Raw genomic sequence first — 20,191 nt, 5'->3', positions numbered from 1 at the left:
AGTTCCAGAGGGAGTGCAATGCAACCGATCTATATGGATTACCTCAACCGCCTCGACATCGAGGCTCTCGCCATGACCGATGCCGAGATCCTGGAGGCGACCGAAACCAGCCTGGCGACGCAGGGGCGTGGCGAGGCCGTGATCGAGCCCCGCGTTCATCTGGAGCCCGGCGTGGCGAACGGGCATTTCAACGTGCTGCGCGGCGCGCTGAAGGAACCGATCGACTCCGCCGGCGTGAAGGTGGTCGGCGACTTCGTGGACAATTACAAGCTCGGCCTCCCCTCGGAACTGGCGAGCCTCCTGCTGTTCGACCCGCGCACCGGCGTGCCCAGGGCGTTCCTCGACGCCAGCGCGATCACCGACATGCGCACCGGCGCGGTCACAGCCATCGGCGCGAAATACCTTGCCCGCAAGGATTCGAAGATCCTCGGCCATGTCGGCGCGCGCGGCACGGCCTACTGGAACGTCCGCCTGCTGAACCATCTCTTCGATTTCGACGAAATCCGCGTCCATTCCCGCCGGCCCGAAAGCCGCAATGGCTTCGCCGAACGGCTCAGTCGCGATCTCGGCAAGCCGGTCGTGGTGACAGAGGACTGGCAGTCCTGCGTCGAGGGCGCGGACATCGTCGTCGAAGCCTCCCGCCTCGACGCGCCGACGCCGGTGCTGAAGACCAGCTGGATCAAGAAGGGCGCCTTCGTCGTGCCCTATGGCACGATGAGCGCGATCGAACTCTCGCTCACCGATATCATGGACAAGCTGGTGGTCGACGACTGGGGCCAGTGCAAGGGTGGCAAGTTCGGCAGCCTGCGCGCCCATGTCGAGAGCGGCAAGCTCTCGGCGGACACATTATATGCCGAACTCGGCCAGATTGTCGCCGGCCTGAAGCCCGGCCGGCAGAGTGAGGCGGAAACCAATCTGTTCTGGCATCGCGGCCTGTCGCTCTCCGACATCGCGCTCGGCCATGCCATGCTGACCAAGGCGCGCAGGCTGGGGATCGGCCAGCGCCTGCGCTACGCCTGAGGAGACACTCGGCCATGAGCCTCGTCGCCAATGCCCGGATGTATGCCGCCACCGCCGATGCGGCGGCGGCATGGGACGCGTTCTTCGCCTGGCTGTCGCGGGCGAGTGGCGTCGAGCTTCAGGTGATCTCCCATGGCTTTCCCAGGCCCATGGCCGAGCTTTGGCAGCGCGACGATCTCGGCTGCGTCTTCATGTGCGGCCGGCCATGGCGGCGCGCGGAACCAAGGCCGGTGCCGCTTGCCGCACCGGTTCCCGCGCCGCCGGCCTATAAGGGACGGCCGCGCTACTGGACCCGTCTTGCCGTCCGGCGCGACGGGCCGATCCATAGCCTCGCGGACAGTTTCGGCGGACGGTTCGGCTATACGATCGAGGAAAGCCAGTCCGGCTTCAACGCACCACGCTTCCATCTGCTTCCATGGCGCACGCCCGAGCGGCCGCTCCTCTATCGCGAGAGCGTCGGTCCGCTCCATACGCCGCGCGCCGTGGTGAAGGCGCTCCTCGCCGACGAAATCGATATCGGTCCGCTCGATTCCTACGCGCTCGACCTGATGCTGCAGGATCCCGCCGACCCGGCCCATGGGCTGCGTGTCGTCGCGGATACCGAGCCGGCGCCCCTCCCTTTCCTCGTCGCGTCGCCCGGGATCGACGCCAGCACAGCCCACGCGCTGCGGGCGGCCCTCCTGGCCAGCGCGGATGACGATGCAGCCCGCCCCCTTCTCGACCGGCTTCTCCTTGAACGGTTCGTCCCGGTCGAAACCTCGGCCTATGGTCTCCTCGACGATTGGGACGCGCGGGCTCTTGCCGCGGGATATGTCGAGCCCGGATGACGGAACCCACGGGAATTCGGAGGACGACCTTCGGACGGGGACATAGGAAGTGAGCACGGTTCACGGATAGGCCCCGGACATTTCCAGGTCTCGGACACTTCTAGGCCTCGCACATTTCCAGGTCTCGGACATTTCCGGCGTGGCCGGAGCTTCGATCCTCGCGTCCAACGCAGCGCAGGCACCATTGACGCGTCACACGCAGCGACGGTGCCACGGTGCAATCCTGCCGAGCGACCGCCGCGCGCCTACATCCTAGAAATAGTCTGTACATTATAAATTTGCAGCATGCGGTTGACCGATTCCTGACCAACTGCACATTTTTCGCTCGATTACTGGATATTTACAGCCACTTAAGCATTTTCCCGTACGGAACACATTGCGCGTTACAGTGCATGCGCTATAGATTCACGGTGTTCAGCCGACCCGCCTCGCCGGTTTCAGCGAATGGGATAAGGAACACCGGCTTGCCCGCCACTCACCAAAGACAAATGCATTTGGTGACTTCCCTCAAGACCGGCCCAACAGCCCGGCATGATGGTCGATGGCGCCGTCCTGATGTCGCAGCCGACAACACCCACACCGGCAAGCGCCCCCCTGAAATAGCGTTCACACTCGAATCGTCGGGGTCCGACGGCTACCGCTTCGCCGATCTGCCTGAGTTGCCCGATATCCGCCGGCACAGTTCCGACGCCGGGCTCCGCGAGGATGGACAGACCCGGCATCGCGATCCCGCGCCCGTGCTGCGCAAGAATGGCCGCCCTCCTTCATCGCCGACCTTCTGCAGAATCTCTGCGAATCCGGAGTCTGCGGCGGCTTCGGCTTCGTCCTCACCCCCGCCCCTTTTCCCGGCAGGTTCGAGCCGCTCTGTCGCTCGGTGGCTCCCGAGTTGCGGCGGCGCGGCGGCAAGGCGGAACAGCAACAAAAACATCTCCAGAGTGGAAGACAGCACCATGAAGCGAATGACAGCAATGCGTGCCCGGCTGACCGGGCTGGCCCTCTTCGGACTTGCGGCGTTCGGCCTGACCGGCCACGCAAGCGCTCAGGGCGTGGTGGACGCGGCGCGGGCCGCCCTGCCCGAGGCCACGCGGCAATCCGGCGTGCTCAAGGTGGCCACCTCGTTGCAGTGGGCGCCGTTCGACTATGCGTCGGAAAGCGGCGAGCCGACAGGCATCGACATCAGCCTCATGAAGCTGCTTGCCGCGAAACTGGGGCTCAAGCCGGAATTTGAGGATATCAAGTTCCCGGCCATCATCCCGGGCGTGCAGGCGGGACGCTACGATGTCGGCGTCAACCAGTTCGGCGTCACCGACGAGCGCAAGAAGATCGTCAACCTGCTGCCCTATTTCAACTCCGGCTACGGCCTTCTGGTGCGCAAGGGCGCCACGGCTATCGACGTGAACGATCTGTGCGGGAAGACCCTGGCCCTGACCCAGGGCAGCGCGCAGATCGCCATTGCCGAGAAGCTGTCCGCCGCCTGCGTCGCGGCGAACAAGCCCAAGATCGAGATGACCTTCTACCCCGACAGCGCCGACACCTATCTCGCCGTCGCCAATGGCCGCGGCGATGGCTTCCTGACGGCTCGCGCCGTCGGCGTCTATATCGCCAAGAGCAACCCGAAACTGGACGTTGCGCCGGGTGCGCTCGCGAACCTGGATTCGATCTCCGGCATCGTCGTCGGAAAGTCCAATGAAGGGCTTTACAAGGCCCTGCTGCTGGCTCTGGAAAGCGCCGTCGCCGATGGCTCCTATAAGGCTGTCCTCGACACGTTCGGCGTCGCCGATGGCGCGCTGACCCTCGAACAGATCCGAAAATAGCGCAGATCCGACAATAGCCCTGTCTCCCGACGCTCGCCACGATGAGCCTGGAAGCGCGTTGGAGCCCTTGCCGATCCGGTGGAGCTGATCGATAGGAAAGTGCTCCCGATTCACCAAGCTGGAGCGTTCTCAAATCGCGAAAGTCGATCAGCGTTCGCGGAAAACGCGCCAACGCTTCCCACCCAATCGGCTTCGGGAATCGTGGTTCGATCAAGGTGATCGAACCACCCAATGGCTTCGCCGGTGCGTCGCCGCGCGCGCCGACACCGGCACGACTTCGGGAGCAGTCATGAGCGCACATCTCGCACTGGACACGGCGGAAACGTCGACGGACATGTCGAAGGCGCCGGAGATCATCAACCCGCCCCGCCTCGGACGCTGGATAGGTGTCATCCTGGTCGGCACGGTGATGGCCTGGATCGTTTATCAGGCCCTGACCAATCCGGGCTTTCAATGGGATGTCGTTGGCCGATACCTCCTGGATGTCGGCGTTCTGAAAGGCGTCGCGATGACGCTGCAGCTCACCGCGATCGTGATGATCGTCGGGCTGCTCATCGGCATCGTCGTGGCGGTGATGCGCATGTCGGGCGATCCTCTGCTCATCTTCTGCGCCCACGCCTTCGTCTGGTTCTTCCGGGGAACACCCGTGCTGGTCCAGCTGGTATTTTGGTACAATCTGGCGGCGCTCTTCCCTGCCATCGAAATCGGCATTCCGTTCGGCGGGCCGAAATTCTTCGAGATTCCGGCCACCGTCGCCATTTCGTCCTTCACCGCCGCCCTGCTCGGCCTCGGCCTGAACGAGGGAGCCTATATGGCGGAGATCATCCGCGCGGGCCTGATGTCGGTCGACAACGGACAGAGCGAAGCCTCCAAGGCGCTCGGCCACAAGCCCTGGCATACTTTCTGGGTCGTCGTGCTGCCGCAGGCGATGAAGGCGATCGTGCCGCCGACGGGCAACCAGGTGATCGGGATGCTCAAATATACCTCGATCGCCAGCGTGGTTGCGCTTTACGAACTGATGCATTCGGTCGAGCTGATCTATTCACGGAATTTCGAGATCGTGCCGCTGCTGATCGTTGCCGCCCTCTGGTATCTCTTTCTGGTGAGCATCCTGTCGGTCATCCAGTATTTCATCGAGAAACACTACTCGAAGGGCTGGCAGGGGCAGGATGATCGGGGCGCATGAGGCATGAACAGCATCCCCTCAACGAATACCGGGCCTCGACCATGACCGCAGCGAAGACCGACGAGCCGCTCGTCCGATGCGAAAACATCTGGAAGACGCGCGGACGGAATCTGGTCCTGAAGGGCGTCAATCTCCAGGCCCGCAAGGGCGAGGTCGTCTGCCTTCTCGGGCCATCCGGGGCCGGCAAGAGCACCCTGCTCCGCTGTATCAACGCCATCGAGCTGGCGGATCGCGGGCTCGTCCATGTCGATGGAGTGCCGATCGGCTGCGCCCTGCGCAACGGCAGCCATGTCCGTCTGACCGAGAGCCAGCTGAGCCGTCAGCGCGCCGACATCGGCATGGTCTTCCAGAACTTCAACCTGTTCCCGCATATGTCGGTGCTGAGCAACATCATCGACGCGCCGATGCGCATCCGGCGAGAAACGCGCGCGGCGGCGACCCATCGTGCGCACGAACTCCTGCGCAAGGTCGGCCTGCTGGACAAGGCCGGCGCCTATCCGCGTCATCTGTCCGGCGGCCAGCAGCAGCGCATCGCCATCGCCCGCGCGCTGGCCATGCAGCCCAAGCTCATGCTGTTCGACGAGCCGACATCGGCGCTCGATCCCCACCTGACGGACGAAGTGCTCGACGTCATCAAGGGGCTCGCCGCAACCGGCATGACGATGATCATCGTCACCCATGAGATCCAGTTCGCCCGCGACGTCGCCGATACCGCCGCGGTGATGAGCGACGGGGCGATCATTGAAATGGGGCCGGCCAGGGACGTGCTCTCGCGGCCCACCGACCCGCGCACCAAGACCTTCCTCGCGCGTTCCCTTCCGGACCCACAGCGGCAGGCAGTCTAGCAGCATGAGCGACCTTCGCCGCAGCTGGCTCATGGTCATCGACCATCAGCCGGCCTTCACCCACCCCGCGAGCGCGTGGTTCACGCCGGCGGCGGCGCACTCGACGCCGAAAGTGGCCTCGCTGGTGCCGCTCTTTGGCGAGCGCGTGGTCTTCACGCGCTTCGTGCCGCCCGCTGTGCCGGGCGGCAGCTGGATTCCCTATTACGACAAGTGGTCCTTCGCCCATGCCGAAGGCTCGGACTGGCTCTGGGAGGTCGACGAGCCCTGGCGCGAGCAGCGCAGCATCTCCAGCGATACTTTCTCGAAATGGACCGCGGACGCGCGGGCGATCTTCGCGCCGGAGGACGAGATCGTCATGTGCGGCATCTCGACGGATTGTTGCGTGCTGGCCACCGCCTTCGCCGCCGTGGATGCGGGGGCCCATGTCCGGATCGTCGCCGATGCCTGCGCGGCGAAAAGCCGGGACGTTCACGAGAACGCGCTGGCGATCATGGCCTCGCGCGCGCCGCAGCTGTCGATCGTGACCGCCGCCGAGGAGGCGGAACGCAGACATCAGGCGTTGCTGAGAAGTGGAGAGACATGATGGGCAAGACCATGCATCTCGGCATGATTCTGCTGGGCACCGGTAGCCATGTCGCGGGATGGCGAATGCCGGACGCGCAGTTCGGATCGCAGAACCTGCCTCTGCTCCAGCGCGTGGTGCAGAAGGCGGAAGCGGGCAAGCTCGACTTCGTGTTCTTCGCCGACGCGGTGAATACCGGCCTCGACGCCCATCCCGGCATGATGCTCCGCTTCGAGCCGCTGACGCTGCTGGCGGCGCTGGCGATGAGCACCTCGCGCATCGGGCTGGTGGCGACCGTCTCGACGACCTATTCGGAGCCCTACAACATTGCCCGCGCCTTTGCCTCGATCGACCATCTGAGCCAGGGTCGCGCGGGCTGGAACGTCGTCACCGGATCGAGCCCGGACGCCGCGGCGAATTTCAGCCGGGACAAGCACCCCCCGCACGAGGAGCGCTACGCGATCGCCGAGGAATATGTCGCGATCGCGAAGGGCCTCTGGGACAGCTGGCAGGAAGGCGCGCTCGTCGGCGACAAGGAAAAGGGCATCTTCGTCGATCCGGCGAAGATGCATGTCCTCGATCACGTGGGCCCCCATTTCAGCGTGAAAGGCCCGCTGAACATCACGCGCCCGCCGCAGGGCTATCCCGTCATCTTCCAGGCCGGCGCCTCCGATCGCGGCCTCGATTTCGCCGGAGCCACCGCCGAAGTCGTCTTTGCCGCGCAGCAGATCCAGGAAGAGGCCCTGTCCTTCGCCAACAGGCTGCGCGACAAGGCCGAGGCCGCAGGCCGGCCGCGCGATGCTGTGAAGGTTGTCTGCGGCGTTTCCCCGGTTGTCGGCCGCACCGAGGAGGAGGCGAAGGAGATCGTCGCCGAGCTTGCCTCGATGATGGACACCAAGGCGGCGATGCGGGTGCTCTCCGACCGCCTCGGCCACGACATGAACGCGTTCCCGCTCGACGAGCCGGTCCCGGATCTTCCCCCGTCCGGGATGATGCAGGGCCACGCCATCCAGCTGACCGCCATCGCCCGGCGCAAGAAGATGACGCTGCGCCAGCTGCGCGACTATGCTGCCGTGAGTTCGGGGCATCGACTGCTGGTCGGCACCGCCGAGCAGGTGGCCGACGATCTGGAAGACTGGTTCCGCAGCGGTGCTGCGGACGGTTTCGCCATCATGTCCACCCACCTGCCCGGCCCGGCGGAGCGCTTTGTCGACGAGGTTGTCCCGCTTCTCGTCGAGCGCGGCCTGTTCCGCTCCGACTATACCGGCAGCACGCTCAGGGAACATCTCGGCCTCCCCCGGCCGGCGCACCCGGCGGCTGCAACCGGCAGGACGATGAATATCCCCGCCTAAAGGGCACTCCTAAAGGGCACTGCGGCCGCCCAACGACATCCGTCAAAGGACCGTCCCGCCGCGGCCAGACCCGGAAGACGATATCGCGCGACCTGCCCGGCTCCATTGCGAGGAAGCCGGCAGGTCGCCCCGGCCATCACCCGGCAGATCAGACGAGCGCACCCTTGTGCGAAATGACATGCGTCGCCAGCGCGTGGGCGCGTGCCAGACTTTTCTCCGGCGAGTTCCCGCTGATCCGGCCGAACAGCCAGCCGGCGTTGAAGGCATCCCCGGCACCTGTCGTATCCACCGGCTCGATCGGCCTCATCGCATGGTGGCTGCACCGGCCTCCCATGGCGACCGCCACATCCCGCCCGCCATTCTTGACGACGACCTCGCGGCTGCCATCCGTGTCGTAGCGCCGGGCACAGTCTTCGAGGCTGGCATCGCCGAAATGCTGTGCCTCGTCCTCGAAGCTGGGCAGGATGATGTCCGCCACCTTCGCCGCGCGCAGGAGGGTGGCGCGCATGATCTCGGCGCTCTCCCAGAGGCGGGGGCGAATATTGGGATCGAAGGCGATCGTCACGCCCTCGTCACGCGCGACAGCCAGAGCCGCCAGCAGCCGCTCGCGTGCCTCGGGCGCGAGAATGGCGAGCGTGATACCGCTGAGATAGGCCATGTCGGCCCAGCCGAAGGCCGCCGCCAGCGTCGCCCCGTCATCGGCCAGCAGCTTCGCCGCGGAGCGGTCGCGCCAATAGGTGAAGCTGCGCTCCCCATCGCGCAGCGAAATGGCGTAGAGACCCGGCCCCCGCGACGCCTGGTGGCGAATGAAGCGGGTGTCGATCCCCGCATCCGCGATGAAATCCTCGATCCGCGCCGAGAACGGATCGCTGCCGAGCGCGGTGAAATAGGCGACCTCGGCCGCCTCGCCGGCCAGGCGCTTGAGGTGCCAGGCGGTGTTCAGCGTGTCGCCCGCCACGTTCATCGCCCAGAGCGGCGCCTGCTGCTCGGAAAGCTCCAGCATCGCCTCGCCGATGGAGAGAAAGCGCACCGCCTTACTCTCCGTCAAGCTCGGCTTCGCGGACGATCACCGCCGCCATGCCCTCGCGCAGGATCGCATCAACCAGTTCCGCCAGCGTCGCGCCGAAGGCCCCGGTACGCAGGGCGTCCGGCAGAATGTCGGGGCACGCGGCGGCGATGGCCGGCAGCAGCGTCGCCGCATCCGTTGCGCCGGAGACCGCCGCGAGAAGCACATCGGCACGCGGGTCATCGACACGGATCGGAGCACCGCGTGCATCGCGGCGCGCGAGATAGGCAACCCAGCTCGCCAGCGCGAAGGCGAACGGACGAACCGGAGTTCCGGCTTCCAGCGCCTCCAATGCGGGGGCGGTGATGCGCTGGGGCAGCTTCTGCGTGCCATCCATCGCGATCTGCGCGGTGGCGTGGGCGATGGAAGGGTTGGCGAAGCGCTCGGCAAGCGCCGCGGCATAGGCATCGAGATCGATCGCCAGGCCGCGCACGGTGGCGGCGGCGGCTTTGAGGTGGCGACGCACGAGAGCGGCATGGGCGGGGTCGGCCATCACATCCCGCACATAGGCCCTGCCGGAGAGTTGCCCGCTATAGGCGAGCATGGAATGCGCGCCGTTGAGCATGCGTAGCTTCATGTGCTCATAGGGGCCGACATCCCGCACGAAGAGCGCGCCCGCAAGCTCCCAGGCGGGCCGGCCGGCGCTGAAATCGTCCTCGATCACCCATTGGCGAAAAGGCTCGGTCTCGACGGCGGCGGCATCTTCATGCCCGGTCAGCGTGGCGGCGGTGGCAAGGGTCTCCGCTGTCGAGGCCGGGGTGATGCGGTCGACCATGGTGGAGGGAAAGCGCACCTGTTCCAGAATCCAGCCGGCGATTTCCTCGCCATACGCCTCGGTCGCGAATTCCAGCACCGCGCGTTTCAGCTTTTGCCCGTTATGCGAGAGATTGTCGCAACTCAGCACCGTGAAGGGCGGCACTCCCATCGCGCGCCGCTGCGCCAGCGCCGCCACGATGAGCCCGATGACGCCCGTCGGCGCCTCGGGGCGCGCGAGATCGGCGCGGATCGCCGGATGCGCGCGGTCGAGATGACCCTCGCTGGTGATGCCGTAGCCCTTCTCCGTCACCGTGATGCTGACGATCCGGCAGGTTGGGCGGGCCATCGCCGTCAGCGCGCAACCTGCCATCTGCGTGCCGGCAATGACATGTTTCAGCGCCCCGATGACGCGGGCATGCGTCTGCTGCCCGCGAATGATCAGCGTGTAGCGCCCATCCTGCGGATTCAGCGCCTCGGCGACGGCGGTGCCGCGCAGCGACACGCCGATCGCCCGCCAGTCGCCGCCCTGTTTGGCCAGAACCTCATCGGTATAGGCCAGCAGATGCGCCCGGGCGAAATTGCCAAGCCCGAGATGCACGATGCCTGCCCGGTACTCCTCCGGCCGGTAGCGGGGCCATTCGGCGGTTCCGGCGGGAAACGCGGTGGCTGATAGACGGTTCATTGCGCGGCCCTGGCGAGCGGATGCGAGAGCGCGGTCATGATCCCGCGCAATTCGGCAAGGCCCTTGAGCCGGCCGATCGAGGGATAACCCGGCTGGCCGCCCCGGTTGAGATCGTCGAGGATGTTCTGGCCGTGGTCGGGGCGGAACGGAAGGTTCCAGTCGGCGCGCCCGGCAGCCTTGCGGCGGCTCTCCTCCGCGAGAATGGCGGCGATCATCGCCACCATGTCGGTATTGCCTTCAAGATGCGCCGCCTCATGGAACGAGCCGCCGAGATGACGCTCCTCCAGCGCGACATTGCGCAGGTGAAGGAAGTGCACCCGGCTGCCGAGCCGGTCCATCATGCCCGGCAGATCATTGTCGGCGCGCGCGCCCAGCGAGCCGGTGCACAGGGTGATGCCGTTGGCGGGAATGTCCACGGCCTCGATCACCGCACGGTAATCGGCCTCGGTCGACATGATGCGCGGCAGGCCGAGCAGCGGGAACGGTGGGTCGTCGGGATGGCAGCACAGCCGCATGCCGATCTCCTCGGCCAGTGGGCTCACCTCGGCGAGGAAGTCGACCAGATGCTGGCGCAGCGTGGCCGGCGAAATGCGGTCATAGCGCGCGAGATGGCGCTTCACGTCGTCCATCGACATCGCCTCGGCCGAACCGGGCAGGCCAAACACGACATTGCCGGCAAGCTCGGCCTTGCGGCCGTCCGACATGGCGGCGAACCGCTCGCGCGCGGCCTCGACGATGTCAGGCGAATAGCCCTCCATCGCCCCGGCCCGCTCCAGGATGAACAGGTCGAACGCCGCGAAGTCGACGGCATCGAAACGCATGCAGGTCGCGCCATTCGGCAGGCGATAGGCGAGATCGGTGCGCGTCCAGTCGAGGATCGGCATGAAATTATAGCAGATCACCTCGATGCCGGCCGCGCGCAGGTGGCGCATCGAGGTCTTCCAGTTGGCGATATGGTCGCGCCATTCGCCGCTTTGCCGCTTGATGTCCTCGGAAACCGGAAGGCTCTCGACCACATCCCATGTGAGCGTGGAGGGCGCGCCATCCGTCATGGTGGCGATCTCGGCCTGACGCCGGGCAATCTCTTCCGGCATCCACACCGCCCCGGTCGGCACATGATGAAGGGCCGACACCACGCCTTCCACATCCGCCTGCCGCATGTCGTCGATGGAGCAGAGGTCCTTGGGGCCGAACCAGCGCCAGGTTTGTCTCATGAGGTCGTCTTTCGTTTTTCGGGTCGAACGTGCCGTCAGCTGGCAGCGAAGGCAAGTTGCACTTTGACCGAGGCCGAGCGGTCGGAGGCCGCATGGAAGGCCGCAAGCGCTTCATCGATCGGATAGGTCGAGGTGATGATCGGGCGCGGATCAATGGCGCCGGATCCGATCAATTCAGCCGCCTCGGCGAACTCGCTGTCGAAGCGCTGCGAGCCGACGAACAGGATTTCCTTGCCCACCATCACGTTGAGCGGCAGGGGCGTCGGGCCGGCGACGCCGACCTGCACCAGCGTGCCGAGCGGACGCAGCACGCTGACCGCATCGCGGATCGCCGCCGCCGCCGCCGAGCACTCGAACACCAGGTCGACCTTGCCCTTGCCTTCCTGCCAGCGGGCAAGCCCTTCCGGCTCGCGGGCGGTGTTGACGATGTGGTCCGCGCCCATCTTCCGGGCAATGGCGAGCGTCGCGTCCTGAATATCGGTGACGAGGATCTCGGCCGCGCCACGCTGGCGGGCGACCGCGACGCACAGCGCGCCGATCGGCCCGGCACCCGTCACCAGCACGGTCTTGCCCTTCAGGCTCCCCGAAACCGCCTCGCCGCGATTGGCGGCGTGCAGGCACACCGCGAGCGGCTCGCTGCACGCGGCGGCGCCGGGCGAGACGCCCTCCGGCATCGGGAAGCACTGGGCGGCGCCGATGACGAGGCGATCGCGGAACATGCCCTGTTCATGGGGCAGGTACATGGCCGAGCCCTTGAAGCGCATGTTCATGCAGTGGCGCGGCAGGCCCTTGCGGCAGAACTCGCATTCCCCGCAGGGGTGCGAGGGGTTGACCGCCACAAGCTGGCCGACCTTGAGCCCCTCCACGCCGAAGCCCAGCGCCTCGATGCGGCCGGCCACCTCATGGCCGAGAATGATCGGCTCGCGCACGCGGATCGTGCCGATGCCGCCCTCGTGCCAGTAATGCAGGTCCGAGCCGCAGATGCCGCCGGCCAGCACGGCCACGCGCACCTCGCCGGCGAGAGGCTCGGCGACCGGCAGGGTTTCGATCCGCAGATCGTCCTGCGCATGGAGGCAGACCACGCGGTTGGGAATTTCATCGCTCATGACAGACCTCACGGCATCAGCAGGTTGGGCAGCCAGGTCGCGAGCGGGGCGAAATAGCTGACCATCAGAAGGACGATGATGTTGGTGATGATGTAGGGCACGATGGCCTTGATGACCGGGGAGAGCGGCAGCCGCGCGATATTGGCCGCCACGAACAGGCACACGCCGACGGGCGGCGTCGTCAGGCCGATCATCAGGTTCAGCACGGCGAAACAGGCGAAGTGCAGCGGATCGATGCCGACCGCGGTCGCCAGCGTGAGCAGCGGCACGAACAGGATGATCAGCGCCGCGATCGTCTCCATGAACATGCCGACGAACAGCAGCAGGATGTTGATCAGCAGGATGACGACGAACTTGTTGTCGGTGATCGACAGCACGGTATCGGCCAGCATCTGCGGGATACGCTCGGCCACCAGGATCCAGCCGAACACATTGGCGGTGCCGACCAGCACGAGGATTCCCGCCGAACTGATGGCGCTGTCGATGATGATCTTCGGAATCCGGCTGACGGGCAGTTCGCGATAGACGAAGAGCCCCACAACGACCGCGTAGAGACAGGCGACGATGGCCGTCTCGGTCGGCGTGGTGATGCCGAGCAGCAGGCCGCCGACGATCAGAACCGTCATCGCGATGGCCCAGATCGCCCCTGCGAAGGAGGTGAACAGTTCGCGCAGGCCCTTGAACGGCTCGCGCGGGAAGGCGTGCTTCTTCGCGAGGAAATAGGTGGTGACCATCATGGCCAGCCCCATCAGCACACCGGGCACCGCGCCGGCCAGGAACAGCTTGCCGACCGAAAGACCGGACAGCGAGCCGACGATGATCATCGGCACGCTCGGCGGGATCATCGGGCCGACGGTCGAGGAGGCCGCCGTGACCGCCGCCGAGAAGGCGGCGGGGTACCCCGCCTTTTTCATGCCGGGAATCATCATGCCGCCGACCGAGGCGACGTCTGCAACCGCGGTACCCGAAATGCCGCCGAACAGCATCGAGGCGGCGATATTCGCCTGCGCAAGGCCGCCGCGCATCCAGCCGACCAGCGCGTTGGCGAAGCGGATGATGCGTTCGGTAATGCCGCCGGAATTCATGAGATTGCCGGCCAGGATGAAGCCGGGGATGCAGAGCAGCACGAAGCTGTCCATGCCGGCATACATCTTCTGCGGAATCACCACGAGGGGGATGTCCGCGAAGACGAGATAGGCCATCGAGGAGATGCCGAGCGTGACCGCGACCGGCAGGCCAATGGCAAGCCCGATCACGAAGGTGCAAAGCAGCAGTGTGAGGCCCATCATTCGTCCCCTGACATCGGAATTGGGCGACCGTCATGGCGACGGGACAGCATCTCGTAGACGCGCATCAGCGCCCACAGCGCGAGGGTGACGAACAGGACCAGCATGGCGGCGTGGATGAAATCCATGCGCCAACCGAGCGAAGGAGCGGTCTGACGCATGCCGATCGAGGTGTAGTCCCAGGCCGCGGGGATGAGAACCAGGGCGAAACCGGCGGTGAGCAGCGCGCAGAGAAACCGCAACATCCAGGGCTGACGACCCGGCATGCTCTCGCAGAGAAGGTCGACATTGACCAGGTCGCCGCTGCGAAGCGCCAGACCGGCACCGAGGGCGCCGATATAGATCAGGCAGAACCGGGTCAGTTCCTCGGTCCACACAGGGGCGGAGGCAAGGAAGGTTCGGGCAAATACCTGCAGCAGCACCGAGCCCGACAGCACGAGGAATGCCGCCAGGATCAGGAGGCGGCACAGCCCCTCCAGCCCTTTGAACAAACGTGTCATGAATGCCTCCGCGCGCGGACCGGCCGGCTCACCGGTGGAGCCGGCCGGCACGGGCGTGTCAGTTGCTGTTGAAGATCTGCTCGGCGAGCGGGCGAATGGAGGCGGGCACCGCCTTGATCACGGCATCGCGAGCCTTGGCGGCAAACGCTTCCTTGTCGACATCGACAAATTTCACGCCGCGACCTTCCAGATCCTTCACCAGCGCCGCCTCGTCGGCGAGGAACAGCGCGCGCTCATAGACCTGCGTACGCTTGGCGGCTTCCGTGACGGCCGCCTTGTCCGGGTCCGACAGCTTGTTCCAGGTCCGCTCGGAGATGACGAGGTAGATCCAGGACCGGACATGCTCGGTCTTGTTGATGACCTTCTGCACCTCGTAGAAGCCGCCCGACTTGAACAGGGCGAGCGGGTTCTCCTGGCCGTTGATGGTGCCGTTCTGCAGCGAGGTGAACACTTCGGAGAAGGCCATCGGGGTCGGATTGGCACCCATGGCCTGCCAGGCCGCGACGAAGATCGGCACATTCGGGACGCGCAGCTTGAAGCCCTTCAGTTCGTCCGGCGTCTTGATTTCCTTGTTGGCGGAAAGGTTGCGCGGGCCGCGCGCGAAATAGGTGAGCGGACGCACACTTGCCTTCTCGATGATCTCGGCCTCGATCTGCTTGCCGATCTCGCCGGAGGCGACCTTGTCCATGTGCTCCAGCGAGCGATAACCATAAGGCAGCGCCAGCAGCGCCGCCTTGGGCGCCCAGTTCTGCAGGCTCTCGCCCGTGATCGTCATGTCGGCGGTGCCGAGTTGCATGCCGTTGATGAGGTCCATCTCCTTGCCGAGCGACTCGTTGGGATAGACCTGAACCTTCACGCGGCCATCGGAGAGGGCCTGAACTTCTTCGCCGAACTTCAGCGCGGCCTTGTGCCAGATGTTTTCCTCATTGGCGAGGTGGCCGAGCTTGAGGGTGACATCCGCCATGGCGGCGCTGCCGAGCAGCGTGAGGGCGGCACACGTGGCCGCAAGTCGCGTGATTGTCTTGAACATCATGGTTTCCTCCTCGTTTTTTGATTTCCGGCCATCAGCCGGAGGGTCAGCGGAAATACTCGGGGTGCTCCTGCTCGATGATCGGCAGGTCCTGAAGGATGCCCCGCAGGTGAGAACGGATGGCCTGCTCGGCGCCCACGGCATCGCCCGCCGCAATCGCATCGACCAGTTGCGTGTGTTGATCGACCAGGCGGGCGACCGAGAAGTGCATGCTGGACAGGAAGCGCACACGGTCCATCTGCGCCTTCATCTCGACGATCACCCGCCAGGCGTTCTCCTTGCCGGCACCGGCGGCAAGCGTGTGATGAAAGGCCTCGTCAGCCTCCATGAAGTCCCGGGCCGAGCCGCCGATAATCTCGCGCTGGCGGACAAGGTGGCCGCGCAGATCCGCGATCAGCGTCGGCTCGGGCGCCTGTGCCAGCAGCTTGACGATGTCGGCTTCGACGGCCTCGCGCACGAAGCGGGCATCCATGACGGCGGGCCGGGAGATTTTCGCGACGAAGGTGCCGCGCTGCGGGCGAATTTCGAGGAGCCCCTCATTGGCGAGCTTGATGAACGCTTCGCGAACCGGCTGGCGACTGACGCCGTAATGCTGCGCGATTTCCGTCTCGGAGATCCGCGCGCCGGGGCTGAGATCATTGTCGATGATGGCGCCGCGCAGGGTCGCATAGAGCTGATCGACGACGCTCACGCGTACCGTCTTGAGCGATGCGGCATCCAATCCGGCGAGTTGCATCTGCGTATTCCCTACCCGTGCGCACCATCTTGCATACTACCATACAAGTCAAGAGAGCCTGCTGACGCGGATGCCCGAGCGACGGGAGGCGGCGCGCCCATTCGTCGCCGACGCGCGGGGTGAGGCGGAAGCTCCGGTCAGGGCAAGGATCGATTGACTGTCCCGCGACACGACAACCGCCCGGCCGCAGGCTGCGGGGGCCGTGTCAACGCGTCGCCGACGGCATTGCCGAACCCGATGACAGGCTCAAGGAACATATCGCGAAGCGCAGAGCCGACGAGGATCGCGCGCACCACGCTGGAGCTGGAGCTGGATCTGGAGCTGGAGCGGATCGAAAATCAAAGTCCGGCCGCACGTCGCTCAGTCCGGACAGGCAGGCCCGCTTCGGGCTGATCAGTCCGTGAACATCCCCGAGGGTGCCGTGCACAAGACCGGTCCGCACTCGCGGATCGATGCCGTGGCGACCAGCACGCAGCGCGCTGCGCCATGGATCAAGGATGGTGCCGGAAAGGGGGCCACTCGCCGACCACGCCACCCATCCGGGTGTTCGCGGTTTTGTACGGAAGTGGCGCGCCCACGGGGAATCGAACCCCGGTTTTCGCCGTGAGAGGGCGACGTCCTAACCGCTAGACGATGGGCGCGTGCGGTAGCCGCGTCTCTTAGAGACAAGCCCCCGACCGGTCAAGGCCGCCGCACATCATCCGCCGGGTTTTTCACAGCCATGGCCTCATCCTTGGCGGGGCTCCGCCCGCGGGGGATTGCCCCGGCAAGCCTCACGGCTCGCTGGCGAAGGTCAGGACGCCGCGCGGCGCCCGTGTCGCGAGGTCGAACAGCCGCGTCTCCACCACGCCGCCGCGCTCCACCGTCACCGCGATGAGATCGCCCGCCACCAGCGCGGAGCGCACGCTCGCCCCCTTTGGCAGCTGGATCGTGCCGCTGATGTCGGCGGCGCTTTTCCTTGCGCCCATGAGCTTGTATGCGATGGCACCAAACACGGCGATGAAGCCGAGCAGCATGATCAAGCCGGAAAAGGCTGCGAAACGGCGTACCTTGCGCAGCACGCGCTCCTGCGCGGGGCTCAGCCTGTCGCCATCGGAATCGGGAGAAGTCATGCAGGCACCGCCGGATGAACCGCTGGATGAGGTGGACGAGATCGCCGCCGAAGAGGGCGCGCTGCGCGTCGATATCATCACCGCGCCCGAGGATGAAGGCCTGCGGCTCGATCGGGCGCTGGCGCGGCATCTGCCCGAGCTCAGCCGCACCCGCCTGCAGGCGCTGATCACCGAGGGGCGGCTGGCGCGCGAGGGCGTGGCCGTCACCAATGGTTCGGCCAAGATCACGGCGGGCACGCACTTCACCCTGGATCTGCCGCCGCCGGAGGCTGCCGAGCCGGTGGCGCAGGACATTCCGCTCGTCATCGTCTACGAGGACGATCATCTCATCGTCGTCGACAAGCCGGCCGGGCTCGTGGTGCATCCCGCTCCGGGCAATGCCGACGGCACGCTGGTCAACGCGCTGCTGCACCATTGCGGGGCAAGCCTTTCCGGCATTGGCGGCGTGCGCCGGCCCGGCATCGTGCATCGGCTGGACAAGGACACGTCGGGCCTTCTCGTCGTGGCCAAGAACGACCGCGCCCACAAGCGCCTCGCCGCGCAGTTCGCCGACCATGGCCGCACCGGGCCGCTGGAGCGGGCCTATGTCGCCTTCGTCTGGGGAACCCCGGAACTGCCCAGCGGCACGGTCGACGTCGCCCTCGCCCGGCATTCCACCTCGCGCGAGAAGATCGCGGTGCGCCGCGAGGGGCGTTTTGCCATTACGCACTGGTCGCGGCTCGCCTCGTTCGAGGACGAGCAGGGCCGCCCGATCGCGGCGATGGTCGAATGCCAGCTGGAAACCGGCCGCACCCACCAGATCCGCGTGCACATGGCGCATATCGGCCATGCCCTGATCGGCGATGCGCTTTACGGCAGCAGCCAGCGCACGCGGGCAACCCGGCTCGGGCCGCAGACGCGCGCCATGGTGGAGGGGTTCGGCCGGCAGGCGCTGCATGCGGCGCGGCTGGGCTTCGAACATCCCGCCACGGGCGAGTTCCTGCTGTTCGAGAGCGAGCTTCCACCCGATCTGCAGGCGTTGGAACAGGCGCTCGCCAGCGGACGCTGACCCGGACGAGAGGCCGCGCGGCAGGGTGCGCCCGTACCCGGTCAACGCTTCGTGACCCCGTAACGTCTTGCGCTTTCGCAAAATAAATCGGTTGCTGCTAGTATAGTCCAGCGGTCGGCGATCAGCGGCCGCGCACCGGTCGCCCTATTTCGGGGGCCGAGAAAGAAAGGGTTCTGTCATGGCCCGTTCTGCCATGAATCTACCGTCTGCCGAAGGCGGCCTCAGCCGCTATCTCGCGGAGATTCGCCGGTTCCCCATGCTGGAGCCGCAGGAAGAATATATGCTCGCCAAGCGCTGGCGCGAGCACGAGGATCCGGAAGCCGCGCATCGCCTCGTCACCAGCCATCTGCGCCTCGTGGCCAAGATCGCCATGGGCTATCGCGGCTATGGGCTGCCGATCTCGGAAGTCATCTCCGAAGGCAATGTCGGCCTCATGCAGGCGGTGAAGCGCTTCGAGCCCGACAAGGGCTTCCGCCTCGCAACCTATGCGATGTGGTGGATCAAGGCCTCGATCCAGGAATACATCCTGCGCTCGTGGAGCCTCGTGAAGATGGGCACCACGGCGGCGCAGAAGAAGCTGTTCTTCAACCTGCGCAAGGTGAAGAGCCAGATTTCCGCGCTCGAGGAGGGCGACCTGCGCCCCGATCAGGTGCAGCAGATCGCCACCAAGCTCGGCGTCACCGAGCAGGACGTCATCGACATGAACCGCCGTCTCGGCGGCGACGCGTCGCTGAACGCGCCGCTGCGCGGCGATGCCGAGGGCGGCGGCGAGTGGCAGGACTGGCTGGCCGATGACCGCGAGAGCCAGGAATCCTCGCTGGTCGAGGTGGAGGAACTGGACAACCGGCGCAGCGCGCTGGCGGGCGCCCTCTCGGTGCTCAACGAGCGCGAGCGCCGCATCTTCGAGGCACGCCGGCTCACCGACGATCCGATGACGCTGGAGGACCTCGCCACCGAGTTCGGCGTGTCGCGCGAGCGCGTTCGGCAGATCGAGGTGCGTGCCTTCGAGAAGGTGCAGAAGGCGGTTATCGACCGTGTGCACCAGCTGGAGACCGCTCCCGTTCGGCGCGAGACCTCCCCGGCGCTGTGAGGCCATGAAGGCTGGCGCGCCGCACGGCGTGTCGGGCGTGGCACATCTGACGGAGCGGACGCGATTGACGACATCGCAATCCGCGTGGCGCTTGCGAGCGCGATCCAGACGAACAGACCCGCGCGGGGGCCCTCGCGCGGGTTTCTCATTTTTTGAAGCGTCGCCGAAGGCCTCAGGATGGCAGGGAGGGCGCTGGCGCCTGCATCCCGCCCGCCACCGATCCCAAAGCCGCGGCAGCCCGCGCCGCCAGGCGCACATCATGGGCGAGCACGTCGCGAATGCTCAGCACGCCGACGAGCTGGTGATCCTGCAGCACGGGAAGGTGACGCACATGGTGCTCGTCCATCAGCGCGCGCACATGATCCACCGTGTCCTGCATGGCGCAGGAAATCATGTTGCGCGACATCAGTTCGGCGACCGGCGCGCGCAACGAGGCGATGCCGCGATCGGCGATGGCACGCACAAGGTCGCGCTCGGAAAAAATGCCGACGACCGTATCGCCCTCCGAGCCGCAGGCATCCTTCACCACCACCGCACCGATACGCTCGCGGTTGAGCAGCGTTGCCGCCATTTCGACGGTTTCGGTCATGCGGATGGTGGGCACGCGGGCGCTTTTCAGCGTCATGAGATCGGCGACAAGCATGGCGTTAAGCATGGCGTTTCCTCGACCTGAGTGGAACGGGCGCCGTCACGTCTTCTTAGCCTTTGGTCGAAGTCTGGTATGCAATACACCTGTCGTCAATCAAAAGAGTCGCGGCAGCGCAGCATGGGGCGAGCGCTGCGCAGGCGCGCTCCCATGAAAAAGGCCGGGCTTTCACCCGGCCTTGTCGTGGAACACCCCCGGCCGATCAATGCCCGAGGTTCTTGACGATGTCCTCGACCATTTTCTTGGCGTCGGCGAAGAGCATCATGGTGTTGTCGCGGAAGAACAGTTCGTTCTCCACCCCGGCATAGCCCGC

Annotated in this window: 20 protein-coding genes and 1 tRNA gene; 9 read left to right on the top strand and 12 right to left on the bottom strand. The window is 66.0% G+C overall.

The genetic code is table 11. The annotated features are described in order from the left end of the window. Positions 1–18: 18 nt before the first annotated feature. From QOZ99_RS13085 to QOZ99_RS13055, 7 genes are all read left to right on the top strand, one after another. Positions 19–1,020: an ornithine cyclodeaminase family protein gene (locus tag QOZ99_RS13085; RefSeq protein ID WP_306890430.1), complete on the top strand. Its 1,002-nt coding sequence runs from the start codon at positions 19–21 to the stop codon at positions 1,018–1,020. A 14-nt stretch (positions 1,021–1,034) separates the two neighbouring features. Beyond that, positions 1,035–1,847: a phosphate/phosphite/phosphonate ABC transporter substrate-binding protein gene (locus QOZ99_RS13080; protein WP_306890429.1), complete on the top strand. Its 813-nt coding sequence runs from the start codon at positions 1,035–1,037 to the stop codon at positions 1,845–1,847. A gap of 488 nt (positions 1,848–2,335) precedes the next feature. Continuing rightward, entirely contained in the window at positions 2,336–3,661 is a 1,326-nt protein-coding gene (locus QOZ99_RS13075; RefSeq protein ID WP_306890428.1) for an ABC transporter substrate-binding protein, read from the top strand. Positions 3,662–3,950: 289 nt separating this feature from the next. Beyond that, complete coding sequence (locus QOZ99_RS13070) at positions 3,951–4,847, top strand: amino acid ABC transporter permease (RefSeq protein WP_306890427.1); 897 nt, start codon at positions 3,951–3,953, stop codon at positions 4,845–4,847. A 41-nt stretch (positions 4,848–4,888) separates the two neighbouring features. Next, on the top strand, positions 4,889–5,692 hold the full coding sequence (locus QOZ99_RS13065) for an amino acid ABC transporter ATP-binding protein (RefSeq protein ID WP_306890587.1): 804 nt from the start codon (positions 4,889–4,891) through the stop codon (positions 5,690–5,692). A gap of 4 nt (positions 5,693–5,696) precedes the next feature. Continuing rightward, positions 5,697–6,275 (top strand): cysteine hydrolase family protein, encoded by a 579-nt coding sequence (locus QOZ99_RS13060; protein ID WP_306890426.1) that lies wholly within the window; start codon positions 5,697–5,699, stop codon positions 6,273–6,275. Next, on the top strand, positions 6,272–7,606 hold the full coding sequence (locus tag QOZ99_RS13055; RefSeq protein ID WP_306890425.1) for an LLM class flavin-dependent oxidoreductase: 1,335 nt from the start codon (positions 6,272–6,274) through the stop codon (positions 7,604–7,606). The genes QOZ99_RS13060 and QOZ99_RS13055 overlap by 4 nt, the downstream gene beginning before the upstream one ends. Before the next feature lie 148 nt (positions 7,607–7,754). On the opposite strand, the gene QOZ99_RS13050 is transcribed toward QOZ99_RS13055, so the two are convergent. The 10 genes from QOZ99_RS13050 to QOZ99_RS13005 all read right to left on the bottom strand — a co-directional run bounded on the left by QOZ99_RS13050 (position 7,755) and on the right by QOZ99_RS13005 (position 17,094). Continuing rightward, the gene (locus QOZ99_RS13050) at positions 7,755–8,654 is read right to left on the bottom strand and encodes a sugar kinase (protein ID WP_306890424.1); all 900 of its coding nucleotides are present in this window, start codon (positions 8,652–8,654) and stop codon (positions 7,755–7,757) included. Then, complete coding sequence (locus tag QOZ99_RS13045) at positions 8,641–10,110, bottom strand: mannitol dehydrogenase family protein (RefSeq protein WP_306890423.1); 1,470 nt, start codon at positions 10,108–10,110, stop codon at positions 8,641–8,643. Before QOZ99_RS13045 ends, QOZ99_RS13050 begins: the two co-directional genes overlap by 14 nt. After that, a complete protein-coding gene (gene uxuA, locus QOZ99_RS13040; RefSeq protein ID WP_306890422.1) occupies positions 10,107–11,324 on the bottom strand; it encodes a mannonate dehydratase in 1,218 nt (405 codons plus the stop codon). The genes QOZ99_RS13045 and uxuA overlap by 4 nt, the downstream gene beginning before the upstream one ends. Positions 11,325–11,359: 35 nt before the next feature. Beyond that, positions 11,360–12,418 carry an L-idonate 5-dehydrogenase gene (locus QOZ99_RS13035; RefSeq protein ID WP_370876859.1) on the bottom strand — a complete coding sequence of 353 codons (1,059 nt, stop codon included), beginning with the start codon at positions 12,416–12,418 and terminating at the stop codon, positions 11,360–11,362. Between the two features lie 20 nt (positions 12,419–12,438). Continuing rightward, positions 12,439–13,719: a TRAP transporter large permease gene (locus tag QOZ99_RS13030; RefSeq protein WP_246547562.1), complete on the bottom strand. Its 1,281-nt coding sequence runs from the start codon at positions 13,717–13,719 to the stop codon at positions 12,439–12,441. After that, the gene (locus QOZ99_RS13025) at positions 13,716–14,216 is read right to left on the bottom strand and encodes a TRAP transporter small permease (protein ID WP_306890419.1); all 501 of its coding nucleotides are present in this window, start codon (positions 14,214–14,216) and stop codon (positions 13,716–13,718) included. The genes QOZ99_RS13030 and QOZ99_RS13025 overlap by 4 nt, the downstream gene beginning before the upstream one ends. Before the next feature lie 58 nt (positions 14,217–14,274). Then, complete coding sequence (locus QOZ99_RS13020) at positions 14,275–15,249, bottom strand: TRAP transporter substrate-binding protein (protein ID WP_306890418.1); 975 nt, start codon at positions 15,247–15,249, stop codon at positions 14,275–14,277. 43 nt (positions 15,250–15,292) lie between these two features. Continuing rightward, on the bottom strand, positions 15,293–15,982 hold the full coding sequence (locus QOZ99_RS13015; RefSeq protein ID WP_306890417.1) for a GntR family transcriptional regulator: 690 nt from the start codon (positions 15,980–15,982) through the stop codon (positions 15,293–15,295). Between the two features lie 566 nt (positions 15,983–16,548). Beyond that, positions 16,549–16,623 (bottom strand) — tRNA-Glu (locus QOZ99_RS13010). Between the two features lie 132 nt (positions 16,624–16,755). After that, a complete protein-coding gene (locus tag QOZ99_RS13005; protein WP_306890416.1) occupies positions 16,756–17,094 on the bottom strand; it encodes a DUF6476 family protein in 339 nt (112 codons plus the stop codon). Between QOZ99_RS13005 and QOZ99_RS13000 the strand changes: the two genes are divergently transcribed. Both QOZ99_RS13000 and rpoH read left to right on the top strand, forming a co-directional pair. Next, entirely contained in the window at positions 17,093–18,142 is a 1,050-nt protein-coding gene (locus tag QOZ99_RS13000; RefSeq protein WP_306890415.1) for an RluA family pseudouridine synthase, read from the top strand. The two genes, QOZ99_RS13005 and QOZ99_RS13000, sit on opposite strands and share 2 nt — an antisense overlap. A 178-nt stretch (positions 18,143–18,320) precedes the next feature. Next, the gene (gene rpoH, locus QOZ99_RS12995) at positions 18,321–19,232 is read left to right on the top strand and encodes an RNA polymerase sigma factor RpoH (protein ID WP_306890414.1); all 912 of its coding nucleotides are present in this window, start codon (positions 18,321–18,323) and stop codon (positions 19,230–19,232) included. A 172-nt stretch (positions 19,233–19,404) separates the two neighbouring features. Here rpoH and QOZ99_RS12990 read toward each other — a convergent pair whose 3' ends face one another. Both QOZ99_RS12990 and QOZ99_RS12985 read right to left on the bottom strand, forming a co-directional pair. Continuing rightward, positions 19,405–19,887, bottom strand: coding sequence for a CBS domain-containing protein (locus QOZ99_RS12990; RefSeq protein WP_370876853.1), 483 nt, complete (start codon positions 19,885–19,887; stop codon positions 19,405–19,407). Between the two features lie 193 nt (positions 19,888–20,080). Then, on the bottom strand, positions 20,081–20,191 hold a 111-nt coding region (locus QOZ99_RS12985; protein ID WP_306890585.1), incomplete at its 5' end, for an NAD(P)(+) transhydrogenase (Re/Si-specific) subunit beta.

Source organism: Ancylobacter amanitiformis, assembly GCF_030814815.1.
Lineage (GTDB): Bacteria > Pseudomonadota > Alphaproteobacteria > Rhizobiales > Xanthobacteraceae > Ancylobacter > Ancylobacter amanitiformis.
Note: the sequence above shows the minus strand (reverse complement) of the source record. Positions and strands in the feature narration are given on the sequence as shown.

What these genes read in the sequence shown, in the direction of transcription:
- QOZ99_RS13085 (WP_306890430.1), top strand. Translation starts at nt 19, where the DNA reads ATGCAACCGATCTATATGGATTACCTCAACCGCCTCGACATCGAGGCT.
- QOZ99_RS13080 (WP_306890429.1), top strand. Translation starts at nt 1,035, where the DNA reads ATGAGCCTCGTCGCCAATGCCCGGATGTATGCCGCCACCGCCGATGCG.
- QOZ99_RS13075 (WP_306890428.1), top strand. Translation starts at nt 2,336, where the DNA reads ATGCATTTGGTGACTTCCCTCAAGACCGGCCCAACAGCCCGGCATGAT.
- QOZ99_RS13070 (WP_306890427.1), top strand. Translation starts at nt 3,951, where the DNA reads ATGAGCGCACATCTCGCACTGGACACGGCGGAAACGTCGACGGACATG.
- QOZ99_RS13065 (WP_306890587.1), top strand. Translation starts at nt 4,889, where the DNA reads ATGACCGCAGCGAAGACCGACGAGCCGCTCGTCCGATGCGAAAACATC.
- QOZ99_RS13060 (WP_306890426.1), top strand. Translation starts at nt 5,697, where the DNA reads ATGAGCGACCTTCGCCGCAGCTGGCTCATGGTCATCGACCATCAGCCG.
- QOZ99_RS13055 (WP_306890425.1), top strand. Translation starts at nt 6,272, where the DNA reads ATGATGGGCAAGACCATGCATCTCGGCATGATTCTGCTGGGCACCGGT.
- QOZ99_RS13045 (WP_306890423.1), bottom strand. Translation starts at nt 10,110, where the DNA reads ATGAACCGTCTATCAGCCACCGCGTTTCCCGCCGGAACCGCCGAATGG.
- uxuA (WP_306890422.1), bottom strand. Translation starts at nt 11,324, where the DNA reads ATGAGACAAACCTGGCGCTGGTTCGGCCCCAAGGACCTCTGCTCCATC.
- QOZ99_RS13030 (WP_246547562.1), bottom strand. Translation starts at nt 13,719, where the DNA reads ATGATGGGCCTCACACTGCTGCTTTGCACCTTCGTGATCGGGCTTGCC.
- QOZ99_RS13025 (WP_306890419.1), bottom strand. Translation starts at nt 14,216, where the DNA reads ATGACACGTTTGTTCAAAGGGCTGGAGGGGCTGTGCCGCCTCCTGATC.
- QOZ99_RS13020 (WP_306890418.1), bottom strand. Translation starts at nt 15,249, where the DNA reads ATGATGTTCAAGACAATCACGCGACTTGCGGCCACGTGTGCCGCCCTC.
- QOZ99_RS13015 (WP_306890417.1), bottom strand. Translation starts at nt 15,982, where the DNA reads ATGCAACTCGCCGGATTGGATGCCGCATCGCTCAAGACGGTACGCGTG.
- QOZ99_RS13000 (WP_306890415.1), top strand. Translation starts at nt 17,093, where the DNA reads ATGCAGGCACCGCCGGATGAACCGCTGGATGAGGTGGACGAGATCGCC.
- QOZ99_RS13005 (WP_306890416.1), bottom strand. Translation starts at nt 17,094, where the DNA reads ATGACTTCTCCCGATTCCGATGGCGACAGGCTGAGCCCCGCGCAGGAG.
- rpoH (WP_306890414.1), top strand. Translation starts at nt 18,321, where the DNA reads ATGGCCCGTTCTGCCATGAATCTACCGTCTGCCGAAGGCGGCCTCAGC.
- QOZ99_RS12990 (WP_370876853.1), bottom strand. Translation starts at nt 19,887, where the DNA reads ATGCTTAACGCCATGCTTGTCGCCGATCTCATGACGCTGAAAAGCGCC.